The sequence below is a fragment of the Myroides sp. C4067 genome (genome assembly GCF_038039665.1).
GTDB lineage: Bacteria > Bacteroidota > Bacteroidia > Flavobacteriales > Flavobacteriaceae > Flavobacterium > Flavobacterium odoratimimum.
The window spans coordinates 106,363-123,220 of sequence record NZ_JBBPHJ010000011.1 but is presented as its reverse complement, the minus strand read 5'-3'; the positions used below and the strand labels follow the sequence as shown (position 1 = coordinate 123,220).

At 33.8% G+C, this 16,858-nt stretch carries 17 protein-coding genes; 11 read left to right on the top strand and 6 right to left on the bottom strand.

Annotation, left to right across the window (positions count from 1 at the left end):
* Positions 1 to 181: 181 nt before the first annotated feature.
* The 4 genes from AABL87_RS10045 (at position 182) to dnaG (ending at position 4,562) form a co-directional block, all read left to right on the top strand.
* Complete coding sequence (locus tag AABL87_RS10045) at positions 182 to 748, top strand: RNA polymerase sigma factor (RefSeq protein ID WP_341277284.1); 567 nt, start codon at positions 182 to 184, stop codon at positions 746 to 748.
* Positions 730 to 1,347, top strand: a complete 618-nt coding sequence (locus tag AABL87_RS10040; protein ID WP_006264546.1) for a hypothetical protein — start codon at positions 730 to 732, stop codon at positions 1,345 to 1,347. The genes AABL87_RS10045 and AABL87_RS10040 overlap by 19 nt, the downstream gene beginning before the upstream one ends.
* A 6-nt stretch (positions 1,348 to 1,353) precedes the next feature.
* On the top strand, positions 1,354 to 2,424 hold the full coding sequence (locus AABL87_RS10035; protein WP_341277283.1) for a hypothetical protein: 1,071 nt from the start codon (positions 1,354 to 1,356) through the stop codon (positions 2,422 to 2,424).
* Positions 2,425 to 2,579: 155 nt separating this feature from the next.
* Entirely contained in the window at positions 2,580 to 4,562 is a 1,983-nt protein-coding gene (gene dnaG, locus AABL87_RS10030; RefSeq protein WP_006259819.1) for a DNA primase, read from the top strand.
* Positions 4,563 to 4,589: 27 nt separating this feature from the next.
* Here dnaG and AABL87_RS10025 read toward each other — a convergent pair whose 3' ends face one another.
* Both AABL87_RS10025 and nadE read right to left on the bottom strand, forming a co-directional pair.
* Positions 4,590 to 5,069, bottom strand: a complete 480-nt coding sequence (locus AABL87_RS10025) for a hypothetical protein (protein ID WP_225581617.1) — start codon at positions 5,067 to 5,069, stop codon at positions 4,590 to 4,592.
* A gap of 72 nt (positions 5,070 to 5,141) precedes the next feature.
* Positions 5,142 to 5,948, bottom strand: a complete 807-nt coding sequence (gene nadE, locus AABL87_RS10020; RefSeq protein ID WP_006259817.1) for an NAD(+) synthase — start codon at positions 5,946 to 5,948, stop codon at positions 5,142 to 5,144.
* A 73-nt stretch (positions 5,949 to 6,021) separates the two neighbouring features.
* Between nadE and gldB the strand changes: the two genes are divergently transcribed.
* A complete protein-coding gene (gldB, locus tag AABL87_RS10015) occupies positions 6,022 to 7,008 on the top strand; it encodes a gliding motility lipoprotein GldB (RefSeq protein ID WP_006264550.1) in 987 nt (328 codons plus the stop codon).
* Positions 7,008 to 7,346: a gliding motility protein GldC gene (gene gldC / locus AABL87_RS10010; RefSeq protein ID WP_006262333.1), complete on the top strand. Its 339-nt coding sequence runs from the start codon at positions 7,008 to 7,010 to the stop codon at positions 7,344 to 7,346. The genes gldB and gldC overlap by 1 nt, the downstream gene beginning before the upstream one ends.
* 45 nt (positions 7,347 to 7,391) lie before the next feature.
* On the opposite strand, the gene AABL87_RS10005 is transcribed toward gldC, so the two are convergent.
* The 4 genes from AABL87_RS10005 to AABL87_RS09990 all read right to left on the bottom strand — a co-directional run bounded on the left by AABL87_RS10005 (position 7,392) and on the right by AABL87_RS09990 (position 13,176).
* The gene (locus tag AABL87_RS10005) at positions 7,392 to 8,372 is read right to left on the bottom strand and encodes a LuxE/PaaK family acyltransferase (protein WP_006259814.1); all 981 of its coding nucleotides are present in this window, start codon (positions 8,370 to 8,372) and stop codon (positions 7,392 to 7,394) included.
* A 94-nt stretch (positions 8,373 to 8,466) separates the two neighbouring features.
* Positions 8,467 to 8,778 (bottom strand): T9SS type A sorting domain-containing protein, encoded by a 312-nt coding sequence (locus tag AABL87_RS10000; protein WP_006259813.1) that lies wholly within the window; start codon positions 8,776 to 8,778, stop codon positions 8,467 to 8,469.
* A 149-nt stretch (positions 8,779 to 8,927) separates the two neighbouring features.
* Positions 8,928 to 10,088 (bottom strand): hypothetical protein, encoded by a 1,161-nt coding sequence (locus AABL87_RS09995; RefSeq protein WP_006262330.1) that lies wholly within the window; start codon positions 10,086 to 10,088, stop codon positions 8,928 to 8,930.
* Between the two features lie 334 nt (positions 10,089 to 10,422).
* Positions 10,423 to 13,176 (bottom strand): TonB-dependent receptor, encoded by a 2,754-nt coding sequence (locus AABL87_RS09990; RefSeq protein WP_341277282.1) that lies wholly within the window; start codon positions 13,174 to 13,176, stop codon positions 10,423 to 10,425.
* Between the two features lie 184 nt (positions 13,177 to 13,360).
* On the opposite strand from AABL87_RS09990, the gene AABL87_RS09985 reads away from it, so the two are divergent.
* The 5 genes from AABL87_RS09985 (at position 13,361) to AABL87_RS09965 (ending at position 16,855) form a co-directional block, all read left to right on the top strand.
* Complete coding sequence (locus AABL87_RS09985; RefSeq protein WP_006259810.1) at positions 13,361 to 14,053, top strand: response regulator transcription factor; 693 nt, start codon at positions 13,361 to 13,363, stop codon at positions 14,051 to 14,053.
* 3 nt (positions 14,054 to 14,056) lie between these two features.
* Positions 14,057 to 15,118: a sensor histidine kinase gene (locus tag AABL87_RS09980; RefSeq protein WP_006259809.1), complete on the top strand. Its 1,062-nt coding sequence runs from the start codon at positions 14,057 to 14,059 to the stop codon at positions 15,116 to 15,118.
* A 102-nt stretch (positions 15,119 to 15,220) separates the two neighbouring features.
* On the top strand, positions 15,221 to 15,892 hold the full coding sequence (gene trmB, locus AABL87_RS09975; RefSeq protein WP_006259808.1) for a tRNA (guanosine(46)-N7)-methyltransferase TrmB: 672 nt from the start codon (positions 15,221 to 15,223) through the stop codon (positions 15,890 to 15,892).
* A 1-nt stretch (position 15,893) separates the two neighbouring features.
* The gene (locus AABL87_RS09970) at positions 15,894 to 16,520 is read left to right on the top strand and encodes a hypothetical protein (RefSeq protein ID WP_006259807.1); all 627 of its coding nucleotides are present in this window, start codon (positions 15,894 to 15,896) and stop codon (positions 16,518 to 16,520) included.
* Complete coding sequence (locus tag AABL87_RS09965) at positions 16,520 to 16,855, top strand: MGMT family protein (protein ID WP_071306949.1); 336 nt, start codon at positions 16,520 to 16,522, stop codon at positions 16,853 to 16,855. Before AABL87_RS09970 ends, AABL87_RS09965 begins: the two co-directional genes overlap by 1 nt.
* Positions 16,856 to 16,858: the final 3 nt, after the last annotated feature.

Below are 16,858 nucleotides of genomic sequence, written 5' to 3'. Positions count from 1 at the left end.
ACTTTCCTTACAACCTTTTTATTTAGAATTGCGTCTATGTATATAGATAAGCAATTCTAAGTATTATGAAAGGTATTATTTTATTTGTCACTTCAGTTATAATCCAGTTTATTATGTACATTTTAAACTTCTTTCAGTAAAGAGGTTAGATGTTGTATTTAAGTAATAGAAGATTGCAACTATGAAGTTGATAAGGCTACACAAAAAGAAATTAGAAGATTATATAGATGATCTGTGTGCTCATAAAAGAGTTGCACAGAAGGAGGTCTATGAACTTGTGTCTGCTAAGATGCTCTCTGTCTGTAGACAGTATATTAAGGACATTCACTATGCAGAAGATGTGATGATAGCTGGTTTTATGAAAGTCTTTACGAATATAGATAAATTCGAGAATAGAGGCAACTTTGAGGGATGGATAAGACGTATTATGGTGAATGAATCTATTTCTTTTTTACGTGCACAGAAGAGCTTTCATTGTATAGAAGATGTTGAGGTAAAAGAAGAAGTTGTAGAAGATGATATCGAATTATCTATTGAGGATATACAGCTACTAATAGATCAGTTACCAGAAGGGTGTAGATCGGTGTTTAATTTATATGTAGTAGAAGGGTATAAACATCAAGAGATAGCAGAATTATTAAAAATACAAGAGGGAACATCTAAATCTCAGTTAGCACAGGCTAGAAAATTACTACAACAGCAATTAGCAATCTTAAAAACACAAGGGGTATGGAATGGAATAAAATAGATAAACAGTGGAAAGACAGTTTAGCAGATAGAGAGATAGCTCCTTCTTCTCAAGCGTGGGATAAACTATCTTCTCAATTAGATCAGCAGGCTAAAGCGAAGAATAAGTCTAATGTGAAGTGGTGGATAGGATTAGCAGCTAGTTTATTGATAGGGGGATTCTCAGTAGTACAATTTATAACTACTGATGTAGATAATAAGGTAACACCTTCTATAGAGTTGCCTACTGTGAAAGAGGTTGAAAATACATTAGTAGAACAAGAAACACCCAAAGCAGATACAATCTATAATCAAGAGAAAATAACTGCACCTAGGACATCTCCTGTGATAACAAAGGAAGAACTTAATACACTGAAACAAGAACATAAGCAATTAGCAAATGATAATATAATGGTAGATACAATAAGTCCATTAAAGCCACAAAACCTACAAGAGGTATTCATAGGACCGGTAATGAATAAGCCTTCGAAGAGAATAGTGGTGAATAGTGATGATTTATTAAATCAAGTGGAGGGGGAGATAGAGATTGAGTACAGAGAATCTGTAATCAAGAAGATTTATGACAAGACCAAAAAAGTGATTGTAGAACGATCTAATTAGTCAATTATGAAACAAAAGAATACATTAGTTATGGCTCTTGCGCTATTTGCTACTTTAGGTATGTATGGGCAAGTGAAAAAATTCAATAGAGAGGTAAATAGTATTGCTGTAAAGATTCAGAATACTACAGTATCTGAAAAAGAAGATTTAAAGATTAAAGTAGATTCACTAAATGTGTTAGTGGAGAAAAAGAAGCTTACAGAAGAAGAAGCACAAGAGCTCAAAAGTAAATTAGCTTTAGAGTCGTCTACTCGATTAGAAAACACTATAAATAATCTGAATGATAGTTTATATAACACTGTTCAGAGTCATGTACAGTATTCGATTAAATCAGGACAATTCTATGAGGGGGTTGATGGAGATCAGTCGGGCTCTGCAATTGTGATTGGTAGAAAAAACTATATACAGAGAGGTAATAGAATAGTAGGTGATAGACGCAATAGGTTTCAGATCCAATTTGCTTATGGGATGAGTAATTTAGCAACAGAAGGAGCTTTTGCTAATTCAGATATTCGCTATGTATCTTCTAATTTTATTCAATGGGGATTTAATATTAATAGACGTTTATTGAAAGAGAGTAATTTATTACACCTGAGGTATGGAGTTTTATTAGAGTATAATAATCTAAAGCCAACAGAGCACCGTTATTTTGAAAAACAAGCTGATGGTCAAGTAGCTATTATAGAACATGATAAAGATTTGCGTAAGAATAGACTGGCAATACGTTCTGTACAAATACCTGTTTATTTAGAGTTTGATTTTTCAAAACCTAAGGTAAATGAGAAGACTGGTAGAACTTATTTTAGAAGCCAAGAAACTTGGAGAGTAGGTATAGGAGGGTTTGTGAATCTTAATCGCAAAGATACTTATCAAGTATACAGATACACTGATGAAGGCCATGAGTTTAGAACTAAGGAGAAGACGGACTTAGATATTAATAAGGTGAGATATGGAGTAGGTGCTTATGTTGGTAATGGGGATTGGAGTTTATTTGCTCAATATGAATTGACACCAATGTTTAAACACAATGATATTAAGCAAAATATGTGGTCATTTGGTGTAAGAGTAGATTTATAAATTACATACAAAATGAATAGTTAGGTTATAGGGAATTGTTTTTAGATGATTTATTCTAGAAACAACTCCTTTTCTTTTACCTTTGCACTTGCCATAAATGAGTGTATATCGCAATAATTCTATATATTGAGATATAAATGAACTAAAGTAAGTATATGATTTCCAAAAGTACCATAGATGCTGTATTTGACGCTGCTCGTGTAGAGGAGGTGATAGGAGACTTTGTAACTCTGAAAAAGTCAGGGAGTAATTACAAAGGCTTAAGTCCTTTCGTAAACGAGAAGACTCCGTCATTTATGGTGTCACCTGTGAAGCAAATATGGAAAGACTTTAGTTCTGGAAAGGGAGGTAATGCGATTAGCTTTATTATGGAGCATGAACACTTCTCTTATCCTGAGGCAATACGATATTTAGCAAAGAAATATGGTATCGAAATAGAAGAGACAGAACAGAGCGATGAGGAGAAAGAGCAACTGAATGAAAAGGAGAGTATGTTCATCGTGTCTGAGTTTGCGAAGAAGTACTTTGAAGAGACATTGTTCAATGCGGAAGAAGGTAAGGCAATAGGAATGACCTACTTTAAAGAGCGTGGTTTTACTCAAGAGACAATTAAAGAGTTCGGATTAGGGTATTCTCCAGATCAGTGGAGTGCTTTCACAGATGCAGCTCTTCAGAAGGGATATTCTTTAGAATACTTAGAGAAAACAGGGCTTACCATTGTAAAAGAAGACCGTAAGTTTGACCGATTTAAGGGAAGAGTTATGTTTCCTATTCAGAGTATGTCCGGTCGAGTATTAGGATTCGGAGGACGTATTCTTATTACTGATAAGAAAGCTGCTAAATACCTAAACTCTCCTGAAAGTGATATCTATCACAAGAGTAAGGTACTATATGGTATCTATCATGCTAAACAAGAAATTGCCAAACAAGATAACTGTTTCTTAGTAGAAGGATATACCGATGTTATACAGATGCATCAGACTGGTATAAAGAATGTCGTGGCTTCTTCGGGTACTGCATTAACGCCTGACCAAATACGTTTGATTAGTCGATTGACTAAGAATATCACGATGTTATTTGATGGGGATGCTGCAGGTATTCGGGCTTCTCTTAGAGGGGTAGACTTGATATTAGAGGCAGGGATGAACGTACGCGTATGTCCTTTGCCTGATGGAGAAGACCCAGATAGTTTTGCTCGAAAGCATTCTAAAGAACAGCTAGACGAGTATTTCAAGAATAATGCTACAGACTTTATCCGTTATAAGGCTAATCTATTAATGGGGGAGGCGAAGAATGACCCTATTAAGAAAGCAGAGTTAATTAGAGATATGGTACAGAGTATCTCTAAGATTCCTGATCAGATACAGAGAGAAATCTATGTGCAGGAATGTGCTCGTATAATGGATATTTCTGAGGATGTAATCTTTAATTCTTTAGCTCAAATTGGTCGAAAAGAATTAGCTGAGGCAAATAAGAAATATACACAGGAGAGAAAGCAGATGGAGGTGGTGCATTCAGAGCAACAACCAAAAGAAGCAATTGATCCACAATATAATTTAGAACGCAAGATCATCGAGATATTGCTGTTGTATGGTAATATGGAAGAGTTGTTTATAGAGCTTTTATTAGATGTGAATGAGGACAATGAGGTAATAGAGGTAGAGCATAAAGTAGAACAGAAGGTCTATGAACGTATTTATCTTAGTTTGCAAGAGGATGAGGTGCAGTTAACCAATCCAATGTTCAAAGTGATTTATAAAGATATTATGGATTACTATCATCATAACGCTTGGGATCTGGAGAAGTATTTAAAGACATTAGATCCAGAAATGGCTCAGGAAGTGACTAATATTATCATGGAGGATGAGAAGGAAGCTTTGCACAATTGGGAGTCTCAGAATATTATAGTGAAACAGAAGGAGCAGGGAGTATCTCAATATGTGACAGAAACTATTCTAACTCTTAGAATGTTCTTATTGAATACCATGATAGAAAAGTATAAGGTAAAGCTGAAAGATAGTGATGAGAAGAGATCTTATGAGATGCTTACGCTAATTATGGATTACACAAGTCTGATGAATATGTTCTCTAAGAGATTAGGTCAAGTAACATCAAGATTTAAAACGATAGAAGACTAAAAAAAGAGGCTATTGCCTCTTTTTGTATTAATTATAGAATTGAACAGTAGTTATTACATCGTATTGCTCACTTTTTGTTTTAGGAACAATGGTATGGTAAGTAATATAACCATTATATCTAGAGCCTTTGTTCACTTTAATTTCTACATTTAGAATGTTTTGAAAGTTGTAATTACAACTTTCTTTATAGAATGTTGATATGTCAATAATTTTACTGAAACGCTCTTCATATTTTTGTCCAATAATCAGCTCATCATATCTCCAATCTATAACATTTCTATAGTATTGAGCTCCATGCACTCTATTTTGGAAATCTCTTTCATTTCTAATGACAATAAAGGAATCTCCTTTGAGTCCTTTTACATAGAAATTTAAAGGGCTAAAATTAGGTGTCTCATTAAGTTGTAATGATCTATAGGTTTCATTACCACAATAATCATCATCTGAAGAACATCCTGCTAGGGATATTGATAATATGGTAAGTAAAAACAATAAAAACTTTTTCATAACTAATATTTTTTAACAAAGGTATTTGTTTTTAATATATAGTTAATAATAAAAAAATATATTAGTAAGTAATTATTTGATTTCTATAGGAATTATACAAACAGGTATAGGGTTAATCTTATGCTGGTTGATTCTATTTAATCTGCTATATATTTCAAAAACTTCTTTTTCTCTTCCTGTGAAGTCTTCTGCTTTAGCTCCTTTTTCGTGTGCTAGCATAGCTATTTCTAGTTCGTCATAATTAGCACCTAGTTGATCTTCATCAGATCGCTCATCCCCAAATAATCCATCAGTAGGTTTAGCTACTATAATACTACTAGGAACTCCTAAGTACTCTCCGATAGCACGTACTTCTGATTTCATTAAGTCTGCTATAGGGCTTACGTCTACACCACCATCACCATATTTAGTAAAGAAACCAACTCCGAAGTCTTCTACTTTATTTCCTGTTCCTGCTACTAGACTTCTGTGTAGTCCAGCATAGTAGTATAATGTAGTCATACGCAATCTAGCACGTGTGTTGGCAAGTGTAAGGTTTAAGATAGCTTCATCATCTGAAGAGGGAACAGCTGTTTTTAATGTTTCAAATGTCGAAGTTAAGTCTGCTACAGTAGAGGCTACATTAGTAAACTTTTCTTGTAAGAAAGAGATATGTTCTTTTGCTCTTGATACTTGTGAGGAATCTTGATGAATTGGCATTTCAACACATAATAGCGGTAGTCCTGTCATAGCGCATAGTGTTGAGGTTACCGCAGAATCAATACCACCTGATATTCCTATTACATATCCACTTACTCTTGCATTCTGAGCATATTCTTTTAACCAATTAACGATATAATCTGTTACTGCTGAAGTATTCATTTTAGTGTTGTTTACCATGACTTTAAATATTTATGGAATAGGTTGATATCTATCTTATTATATTTGTACATTGAAAATAAAAAAAGATAAAATGACTTTTTCCAAATTTACTAATTTATCTAGTGCTGTATTACTAGTGAGCTGTGTTTTTTGGTCTAGCTGTGGAGATAAGCAGAGTGAACTTGATAAAGAGATTAATGCTATTCCTATAGATATGACTGTTACTCGCTTTGATCAGGAGTTCTTCAAGTCAGAAGATGCTGATCTAGCAAGTATTAAAAAGCAGTATCCGTATTTCTTTAATGAGAATTTATCTGATGAGTTTTGGATAAAGAAAAAACAAGATACTATATTCATTGAGTTAAATGAAGAGGTAGAGAAGAAATACCAAGATTTAGGTGAATTGCCAAAGCAATTAGAAGATTTCTTTAAACATGTAAAGTATTATTATCCACATGAGACTTCGAAGAAAAAGGTAATCACATTAATCTCGGAAGTGGATGTGACAGCAAAAGCTATTTATGCAGATTCGTTAGCATTGATTGCTTTAGATACTTATTTAGGGAAGGATCATCATTTCTATGTTAGTTTTCCTGAGTATTTAAGACCATCTTTTGAGCCCACACAGATATTACCTGATTTAGCAGAAAGCTTCGTTTTACAGAAAATAGGAGGCAATAGAGATCGTACTTTCTTAGGAGGTATGGTACAATACGGTAAGGTATTATACGCTAAAAAACTGTTGTTGCCTAAAGTTAATGATGCTTATATCATGGGGTATACTTTAGAGCAGATACAGTGGTGTCAGGAGAATGAGCCAGAGATGTGGAGATATTTTATAGAGAATAATTTATTATTTGATACAGACAGTAAGTTGAGTAGTCGATTTCTTACAGCTGCTCCTTTTTCTAAGTATTATTTAGATATTGATGGTGATAGCCCAGGGAGAACTGGAGCTTGGTTAGGTTGGCAGATTGTCAATGCGTATATGCAAAATAATAATGTAACTTTGCATGATCTGTTTAATACGGATGCAAAAGAAATATTTGAAAAATCAAAGTATAAACCAAAGAAGTAATGAGTAAAAATCACGTTTCTGATATAAATATTAGAGTAGAGTTAGACGAGAATAAAGTACCAGATAAGTTGTATTGGACAGCTAAAGATGGCGGTGTTGAGAAAGCTAGTTCTAAAGCAATGTTATTATCTATCTGGGATCATAAAGCCAAAGAGACATTGCGTATAGACTTGTGGACTAAGGATATGCCAGTGGATGAGATGAAAAAGTTCTTTCATCAAACATTAGTGGCAATGTCAGATACATTTGAGCGTGCTACAGAAGATGAGAAGATGGCAGCAACAATGAAAGACTTCTGTGATTATTTTGCAGAGAAATTAGATCTTTTAGAAAAGTAATTATAAGAAAGAGCCTCATACGTTTAAATGTATGAGGCTCTTTTATTATACAACCATAAGATTACAACCCCTTATGTCAGAATGGTCAAATCTTCCAAGTATTTCGAAAGAACCATCTTTATATTTTTTTCCTAAGTCTTGTGTAGCGATAAAGGAACAAGAATTAAGGTTAGCTAAATCGATTACATTGACCCCGCCTGTTTTGCCTTCTTCTACATAGGTTAAAGCGTCTTCTGGATCACGAGTTAAGATATCCATCCATGGAGGACATTCAAAGATACCATCACCAAAAGAATAGCCTTGAGATAATAGTTCAGTCATTCCATACTCAGAGTGTATTTTAGATACTCCGAAACCTTCACATAATACTTGGTGAAGTTCTTCTCGTATCATTTCTTTGCGTCTACCTTTCATACCTCCAGTCTCCATAATAATAGTATTGCTAAGGTTAAACTTTTGCATTTCTATCATATCTAGTAAGGCATAGGTAACACCTATTAATAGGACATTTTTACCTTGTTTATCTAAATCGATTAGCATTTTAGCTAATTCTTCATAGTTGTGTAAATAAAACCCACTTTCAGGCTGATTAGAGCCTTCTATAAGATCTTCTACCATATAGATTAGAGAAGAACCTTCTCTTTCTAAATAAGCAGGTAAAAGAGCTAAAACAACATAGTCTTCGATATTTCCATAGAAGTGTGAGAATGCTGCTCTAAAGCTATATTCGTAATAGTCTAAATCAGTCACATGATGCTTACTAGTTATCATTCCGGTAGTACCACTACTAGTGAATGTTATTTTTATGGGATCTATTGAAGATAAAACATCTTTGCTTTTAAAGAACTCGATAGGTAGAAAAGGTACATCGGTTAATGTCTTGACTTGCTCAGGAGTTTTATTTAGAAGATTACAGAACTGTTGATAAACAGGATTATGTTCATACTGGAATCTAAAGACTTTCATAGCTACTCTATGAAAATCTTTTTTTGTTTGTATTTGGATGATTTCTTCAGGTTTAAACACGGTCTATTATATTTAAGTACAAAAATACAAATAAAAAAAGAGCATCACTTTAGTGATACTCTTTTAAGAATATAAAATCATTAAAATGTATTTCTTATTTTACTACTATTTTTCTAGTAGCAGTAGCATTACTTTCCTTTATCTTCATGATGTAAATACCAGCATTTACACTATAAGGTAAGTTCAACTCTCTGTTATTAACAGTAGTTGTAAATACTTTTTTTCCTACAACATTGTAAAGCTCTACTTCTTTTGGTTCATTTTTAGTAGACTCAATGTACAATTTACCATTTGAAACCGCTGGGTTAGGGTAAATAGATAGCCCTTCGATATTCTGATTAGCGTATCGAGGTTCATTATTATAGCGCAAACCACTTTGCGCAAATGCTGTGCTTCCGCCTAGCATTGCAATGAACATTATGATATAAAAGTATTTTTTTGCCATCTAACTAAAATTATGGTATAAAAGTAATTATTTAAAATGACATAAAAAAACAAAAAAGTGCCTATTTTTTTAAATAAGCACTTTTTTTTAACATTTTTATCTTAGTATTACTATAGACCTACTGTCCAACCTTTAGTCCACTCTGGAACACCAACTCCATTTCCTGCTCCTTTAGCCTCTCCAGCAGTGAATACTTTAGATACATCTACTGCATCTCCTTTAGTATTTTTACCAGATGTAGCTTTACCTACATTGATAAGTTTTACATTGCTTAAGATTAAAGAACCATCTTTAACGTTAGCAATAGTCTCATCGTGTTCCACGTCGAATGCAGTTGCATAAGCTCCGATTACTACATCAGAAATATTTCCTTTTGTTCCTTCACGTAATTTCATTGCTGTTCCTTTTCCGTCTACTGCAGGTAATAATGTTACTCCTACGATAGTTGGATTAGAGTAAGGGTTTGCAGCTCTGTTTTTAGAATTGTTATCTGCTTCGAATCCTTTATCTGCTGTACCTGATTGTTTTGAATACCAGAATTTGTTTTCTTTCCCTGACCATCCTTCTGTCCAGTCAAACTGATCATCATCATTATTAGTAGACACTAAATATTGTGCACTAACTGTTCCTCCGAACCACTCAAATCCGTCATCAGACCCTTCGTGTGCTTGTACATATTGGATTACAGTCCCACTTCCTACTCCGAATAAAGAAAGTCCATTGAACTCTTTTTCAGCGTTGTAGTTAGCTCCTGCGTATTCGATTCTTAAATATTTAATAGAACCTGAGTTATCATTAGCTACTTTACCTCCGTATGTTAAGTCTGATACTTCAGCTGTTGCTGTTTCTGCTTTGTTAATAGGTGCTTTTCCACAGATTACTAGACCTCCCCAGTTTCCTCTACTTTTCTCTACACCTGTCATTATTACAGGATTGTTTTGTTTTCCTTCTACATAGATTTTTCCTCCTTGTCCTACTGCGATATATGCAGAAGTACCACCTTCTCCAATAATTTTAACTCCTTCTGGGATGTTTAAAGTAGCTCCATCGTTTACTATTAATTTAGAAGTTAATTTATATGTTTTGTTTGCTTCTAAGCTTAGTTTATCTCCTTTTTTAAGTTCTCCACCTAATATGTCTCCTTTTAGACCTGGAGTAGTTGTTCCAGGATCTGTCGTTCCTCCTCCGTTATTATCATCACTTGATGAACAACTTGCTAATGTTAATGTAACTAATGCAATACTGAATCCTGCTCTTAATAATTTTTTCATGTGTAATATAGTTTTTTATATTGTTTGATACAAAGATGTCTAGAAAACAGAAAAAGTATGTTAACTCATTATCATTGAATGATTAATAGTTTGTTTCCTCAATATTAAATAGGTGTTAAGTTGGTTAATTATAATAGTATATGGATTTGTAGTTTAAGCGAGTGTAAATAGGAAAGAGGAATGAGTACTTTTGTAAGTAATTAGGAGAGAAATATTTTTTAAAATAGATCATATTGAATATGATTTTAATTGACTTTTTTTAGTAAAAAATAAAGCGAGAGCCTTATTAGAAGACTCTCGCTTTGCTTTTGGGGTATTATATGATATTTAGATTCTAGAATGAATAGTTTAGGCTTAAGCTAAAGTTTCTTCCAAGTTTATATGATCTTACTAAGACATCTTGAGTCTTGTTTTGTTGTTCTCTTTCAATTTTTGGGTCTAATAAGTTTTTAGCATTTAAACCAATACCAAACCTTTTATTAAATTTCATTTTGAAAGTAAAATCTAACATACCAAATGCTTTGTCTACTAGGTTACCACTTTGCTCTGTTCCAATAGAGTATAATTTATCAGAGAAATGAGCATAAGATACAGTAGCCATTAAGTTTTTCTCACCCCATTCTTTGATATAAGATAAGTCAGCATTTAATAAGAAATCTGATGCACCTGTGAAGTCTGAATTGTCATGTGTAAATGAGGTAGTGATATATTTATTCTCTCTATTCACTTTTTCATTATCTAATTTTTGGTACGTCTTCATTATAGAAGCGTTTAACCCTCCCGTTAGTTTATTAGTATTTACATCATCGAAGCTGATTAAGTTTTTACGTACTTCTATTTCTATTCCTGCTGCGTATCCATAGTCACCTGTATTCGCATACGTGATATCATTAGAAGAAGAAGCTGAAACAATCTCGTTGATTGGGTTTTTAATATATTTACCAAATACAGAAGCAGAGAATACTTCATCATTAGTAGGGAAGAATTCCCACTTAAGATCTACGTTATAATCATCAGATGCATATAAGTCTGGGTTACCTACTTTAATCTCAGTTACATCCTCATAGATAAATCTAGCTCTCTCTTTGAATTGAGGTAAAGTATATGTTTTAGATGCAGCAAAACGAAGGTTATTTCTATCATCAACAGCATACTTTAAAGATAAGCTTGGTAAGAATGCATTTTTATCTAATGTATTAGAGCTCTTATCTGCGTCTAACTGTGTTTGCCAAGTTACTTTTTGAGTGATTGTCTCAAATCTAGCTCCGATAGTACCTGATAATCTATCTGATAATTTGTATTCTACATTTGCAAAACCTGCATGTACTGTCATATCTCCATCATACGTTTGAGGTAATAACGCATTAGGTGTATTCGCACCTCCTCTGAAAGTGTATGTTTGGAAGTATCCGTTATTGAAGTTTTGTTGATTAAAGAAGTTATCTAGTGCATACGGATTTATATTGTTGTTGTAATCAGCATTGATTTGAAATACGTACTGTGTAGCCTTAAACTCTCTGTTCTTTTGACGTAAGTTATACCCTACCGTTAACTTTCCGTTGTATAGATTCTCACTGTTTTTACCGAATTTATAAGATGCAGCGATATTTGCACCTACTTCGTTTTCGATTAGATCCTCGAAGTATCTGTTATTATCAGATCTAGAGTTAGTTGAGAATTCGTAGTTATCCTCTCCTTTAACTTTGTTTAAAGTGTACATCTGTCTGTCAGGAGTTTGAGCAGAAATATTATTAAGAGCTAACCCCCAGTTTAGGTCTATTTGATCATTTAATTTATGATCTCCTAATAATTGGTTTACGAATAGACGATCTTGTCTGTAGTTTTGTCTTGATAGAAGCGTATTTTCATAATAGTCTTTTCTATCTGTAATATCTCTGATAAAACCAGTGTATTCATCTAGTTTTTCTTGAGTACCATTGATTAAAAGAGAATTGTATTTAATACTATTTCTAGAGTTGATATTATACTCAGCATTTAACATCGCAGTAGTATTCGTATTGTACTCATAAGACTTCATGTATAAATCTTTTGTAAAACTGTTTTGAGCTTGAGCAGTACGATTAATTCCTTCTTTGAATTTGTAATTATTGTCAAATGATACAGTAGCAAAGATGTTTAATGAAGACTCTGCTCCGAAGTAGAATGATTTACCACCATTCAGTCCTAAACTCATTCCATAAGGAGATTTGTTTTTTGTTTGTGCAGAGTTTTTAAAACTAAAACTTTGAAGCGCATTACTAGGTTGTTTTGTATTAGAGAATCCTAAAAAGTTTCTGTCTGATAGAGATCTAAACTTATCTTCTCCTACAGCATTAGAATTAATGTTTGATCCTAAACTAATGTTGAAGAATCCCTCTCCACTGTGTTTTTTAGAAATAATGTCTATATTACCTCCTGCGAAGTCTCCAGAGTTTCTTGCACTATATGTTTTATCTATTGAGATGTATTCTACGATATCAGTAGAGAATAAGTTTAAATCAATATTCTTTTTCTCTGGGTCATTTGAGGCTAGTGGCAATCCATTTAGAGAAGTACTGTTATATCTATCTCCTAGTCCACGTACGAATATTGTTCCTGTACCTTCTTGCTTGGCTACACCTGTTGTTTTAGCTACTGCAGAAGCTACATCACTTACCCCTTTACGAGATAATTCTTGTGAACCTATATGTTGTTTGATCTCACTAGATCTCTGTTGTTCTATAAGTAGAGCTGATTCTCTAGATTTAGAACGTGTAGCTTCCACTATCACTCCTTCTAGTTCTACGTGTTCAGAGGCTAATGCTATATTTAATGTTTTTGATTCTTTTTTTGCAACTGTGATTGATTTTTCTTGAGTTACATATCCCATATATTGAAACTGTAATATATAAGTACCTGCTTCTATCGAGATACTGTAACTTCCATCTAATTCTGTGTTTACTCCTTCAGAAGTATTTTTAATTGCCACGGTAGCATAGGCTAGTGGTTCATGCGTAGAGTCATCTGTTATTTTTCCTTTAATTTCGGCCTTTTGCCCATAAAAAGTGGCTGATACCATTAAGGTTAAGATCACTAAGAAATTTTTCATATAAATAAGTGTGTTGTATTATTGGTGCAAAGAACCTAGATGAATGTATAGTGAATGTTAATCAAAGTTTAATTTTTTGCGTATATTAGGTTATCAAATCGTTAACATATTAAATTATTGTAAAGTCTATATTTAGTAATGTATTATGCTCTATATTTGACCTACTAAAACACGCAACACAAGTATGAAAAATTCTGAAATTAAGATCCTTTTAGCTGATGATGAGCAAGATATTATCGATATCATTGGATATAATTTAGAGCAAGAGGGGTATCAAGTATTTACTGCAACAAACGGTAAGCTAGCAGTGGAGTCTGCAACTCAAAACAAACCACACCTTATTATATTAGATGTAATGATGCCTGAGATGGACGGTATAGAAGCATGTGAGTTGATTAGAAAAAACAGTGGTCTATCTAATAGTGTAATCACCTTTCTAACAGCACGTGGGGAAGATTATTCACAAGTAGCAGGTTTTGAAGCAGGGGCGGATGATTATATTACTAAGCCTGTCAAACCTAAGGTACTAATGAGTAAGGTAAAGGCATTACTTAGACGTGCACGCTTCAGTGACGATACTTCTAGTAATACTATAGAAGTAGGAGATATTAGAATAGATAGGGATGAATACAGAGTATTTGTTCGCAAAGAAGAAATTGTATTCCCTAGAAAAGAATTTGAACTACTTTATTTATTAATGGCTAAGCCAGGTAAAGTGTTTACTCGTGACGAGATCTTAGATGCAGTATGGGGTAATGAAGTGGTAGTAGGCGGAAGAACTATCGATGTACATATCCGAAAACTAAGAGAAAAAATCGGAGATAGTTACTTTAAGACTATAAAAGGAGTAGGATATAAATTTGACCACGCAGAATAGTTAATGGCTACAAAGTTTAAAAACTCTTATAAGTTTGCAATAAAGTCTTCATCTTCTATTACCTTGATAAGCTTTATTGTAACCTTTCCCATAGGTGTATTTTATCTAAACATCCCAGTTTGGATAGTGTTAGGATATCTTTTAATCTTATTTACGATGTCCTTTTTTATTCTTCAGTATCGTGTAGAGCACTTTATCTACAGAAGAATTAAAAAAATATATGACAATGTCTCTCTGTTAGAACATGCTGAGCTGAGAAGTAAAGCCGTGACGACTGATATGCAGACCTTGACAGAAGAAATCCAGAAATTTGCTAAAAACAAGAAAATTGAGATTGAGTCTCTTCAAGTGAGAGAAGAATATAGAAGAGAGTTCTTAGGGAATATATCTCATGAACTAAAGACTCCTCTATTCACGATACAGAGTTATTTAGAGACTTTACAGGATGGTGCGATTAATGATCTTAAAGTCAGGGACCGTTATATAGAGCGGGCAGCTCAGAGTGTAGATCGTCTTATCTATATCGTTAATGACTTAGATATGATTACTAAGCTTGAGTCTGGTGATCTACACCTTAATATCGTGACTTTTGATATTGTAGAGACGATTCGACATGCTTTTGACTTTTTAGATTATAAAGCCAAAAAAAGAAATATATCTCTAATCTTCGATCTGAATTATAACAAACCTATTTATGTAGTAGGTGATAAGGAACGCATAGGACAAGTCATTACGAATCTAATAGATAACTCTATTAAATATGGTAAGGAAAAAGGGACTACGGAAGTAACTATTGAAGACTTAGTGAATAATAAATTAATTATCCGTGTTACAGATAATGGCTTAGGGATAAAGAAGGAGAATGTGTCTCGTCTATTCGAGCGCTTCTATCGTATAGATAAGAGCGGAGCTAGAGCAGTGGGTGGTTCTGGATTAGGATTGTCTATCGTGAAGCATATTGTAGAGGCACATGAAGAACATATTTATGTAGAGAGTAGTTTTGGCTATGGATCAGAGTTCTCTTTCACTTTAGAGAAAGCTTTCGTAGACCCTACTGATAATTAATTATGTGCCAATAGGGTATCAATTTGTGGCAGATAAAATTAAAATAGGATAGTTTCACTATAATTACTTAATTTTGCGCAAATTTATAATGAAGTATATCACGTGGGAAGTAAAAATAAACTAAAGCGATTCAGAGAGAACGAAACTTTTGATATTGTATATCAGCCGACTAGAGAAGACATGATAGGAGAGTTACCACAAAAAGGTAATTGGAATAAAGACGTTTTTAAGAATGACAATCCTATCGTATTAGAACTAGGATGTGGAAAAGGAGAATATACAGTAGAGCTAGCGAAGCGTTTTCCTGAGAAAAACTTTATTGGTATTGATATTAAAGGTGCTCGTTTTTGGCGTGGTGCTAAGACAGCTGTAGAGTCAGGAATGACTAATGTAGCTTTCTTACGTACACAAATCGAACTTATCGAGTATGCATTTGCATCAGGTGAGGTGAGCGAAATCTGGATTACTTTCCCAGACCCTCAGATCAAGTATAAACGTACTAAACACCGTCTAACGAATAGTGAATTCCTTAAGCGTTATAAGAATATTTTATCAGAGGATGGTATTATGAACTTAAAGACGGACAGTGAGTTCATGCATGGGTATACATTAGGACTTCTACATGGAGAAGGACATGAAGTTATCTACGCTAATCACCACATTTATAAAAATGAAGGTGCACCTTCAGTAGTAACAGAAATTCAAACTTTTTACGAATCACAGTATTTAGAACAAAATAAACCTATAACTTACATTCAATTTAGAATTAAGTAAGATGGGAGTAGAAGTTGTCACACTTTTATTTTTCGGTTTTTTAGCAGCTACCTTGGGAGTTTCTCTTCCAGGGTTGCTTAATATGACAGCTGTCAAGATCGCTAAGGAAGAAGGAGGGCGCAATGCTTTCTCGTATGTCTTAGGAGCTTCGACCGTTATTTTTATTCAGACCTTTATCGCCATATTCTTTTCTAAGCTTATTGATTCTAGCCCGAGTATTACTGAGGCATTACACGAAATCGGTTTAGTTATTTTTGCAATATTGACGATTTACTTCTTCTTTTTTGCAAAGAAAAAAGAGATGAAGAAAAAGAATAATCCTAAGAAGAGCAAGTCACCTTTTGTTTACGGGCTTTTCTTAGCTTCGATCAATGTATTCTTAATTCCCTACTACGTTTTTTTAAGTATCACTTTAGCTACTTATGACTATCATATCTTTGACTTGATATGTACTATATTCTTCTCATTAGGGGTAGTGATAGGATCAGCGATGATGTTTTATCTCTATATCTCCTTTTTTAAGAAACCCTCTAGAGAGGATGCTTTTATTCTGCGCAATATTAATTACGTAATCGGGACTATTACAGGTATTATCTGCTTGATCACGATATATAAGTTATTGAAATAATGGACAAGCAGGATAGTTTCTTTGAACGAGTTTTCACTGTTGCGAGACAGATACCAGTAGGTAGAGTGACTACTTACGGTGCTATAGCTAGAGCTATCGGAGCAGCGCGTTCGGCGCGTATGGTAGGTTATGCGATGAATGCGTCTCATGATGATGATACAGTACCTGCACATCGTGTAGTGAATCGCAATGGATTATTGACAGGTAAGTTTCATTTTGATGGAACTAATCTGATGCAACAGTTATTAGAGAATGAAGGGGTTGAGGTAGTAGATAATAAAGTGGTCAATTTTAAAGAACTCCTTTGGGAACCTACTGTGTACGAAGGAGAATAATTA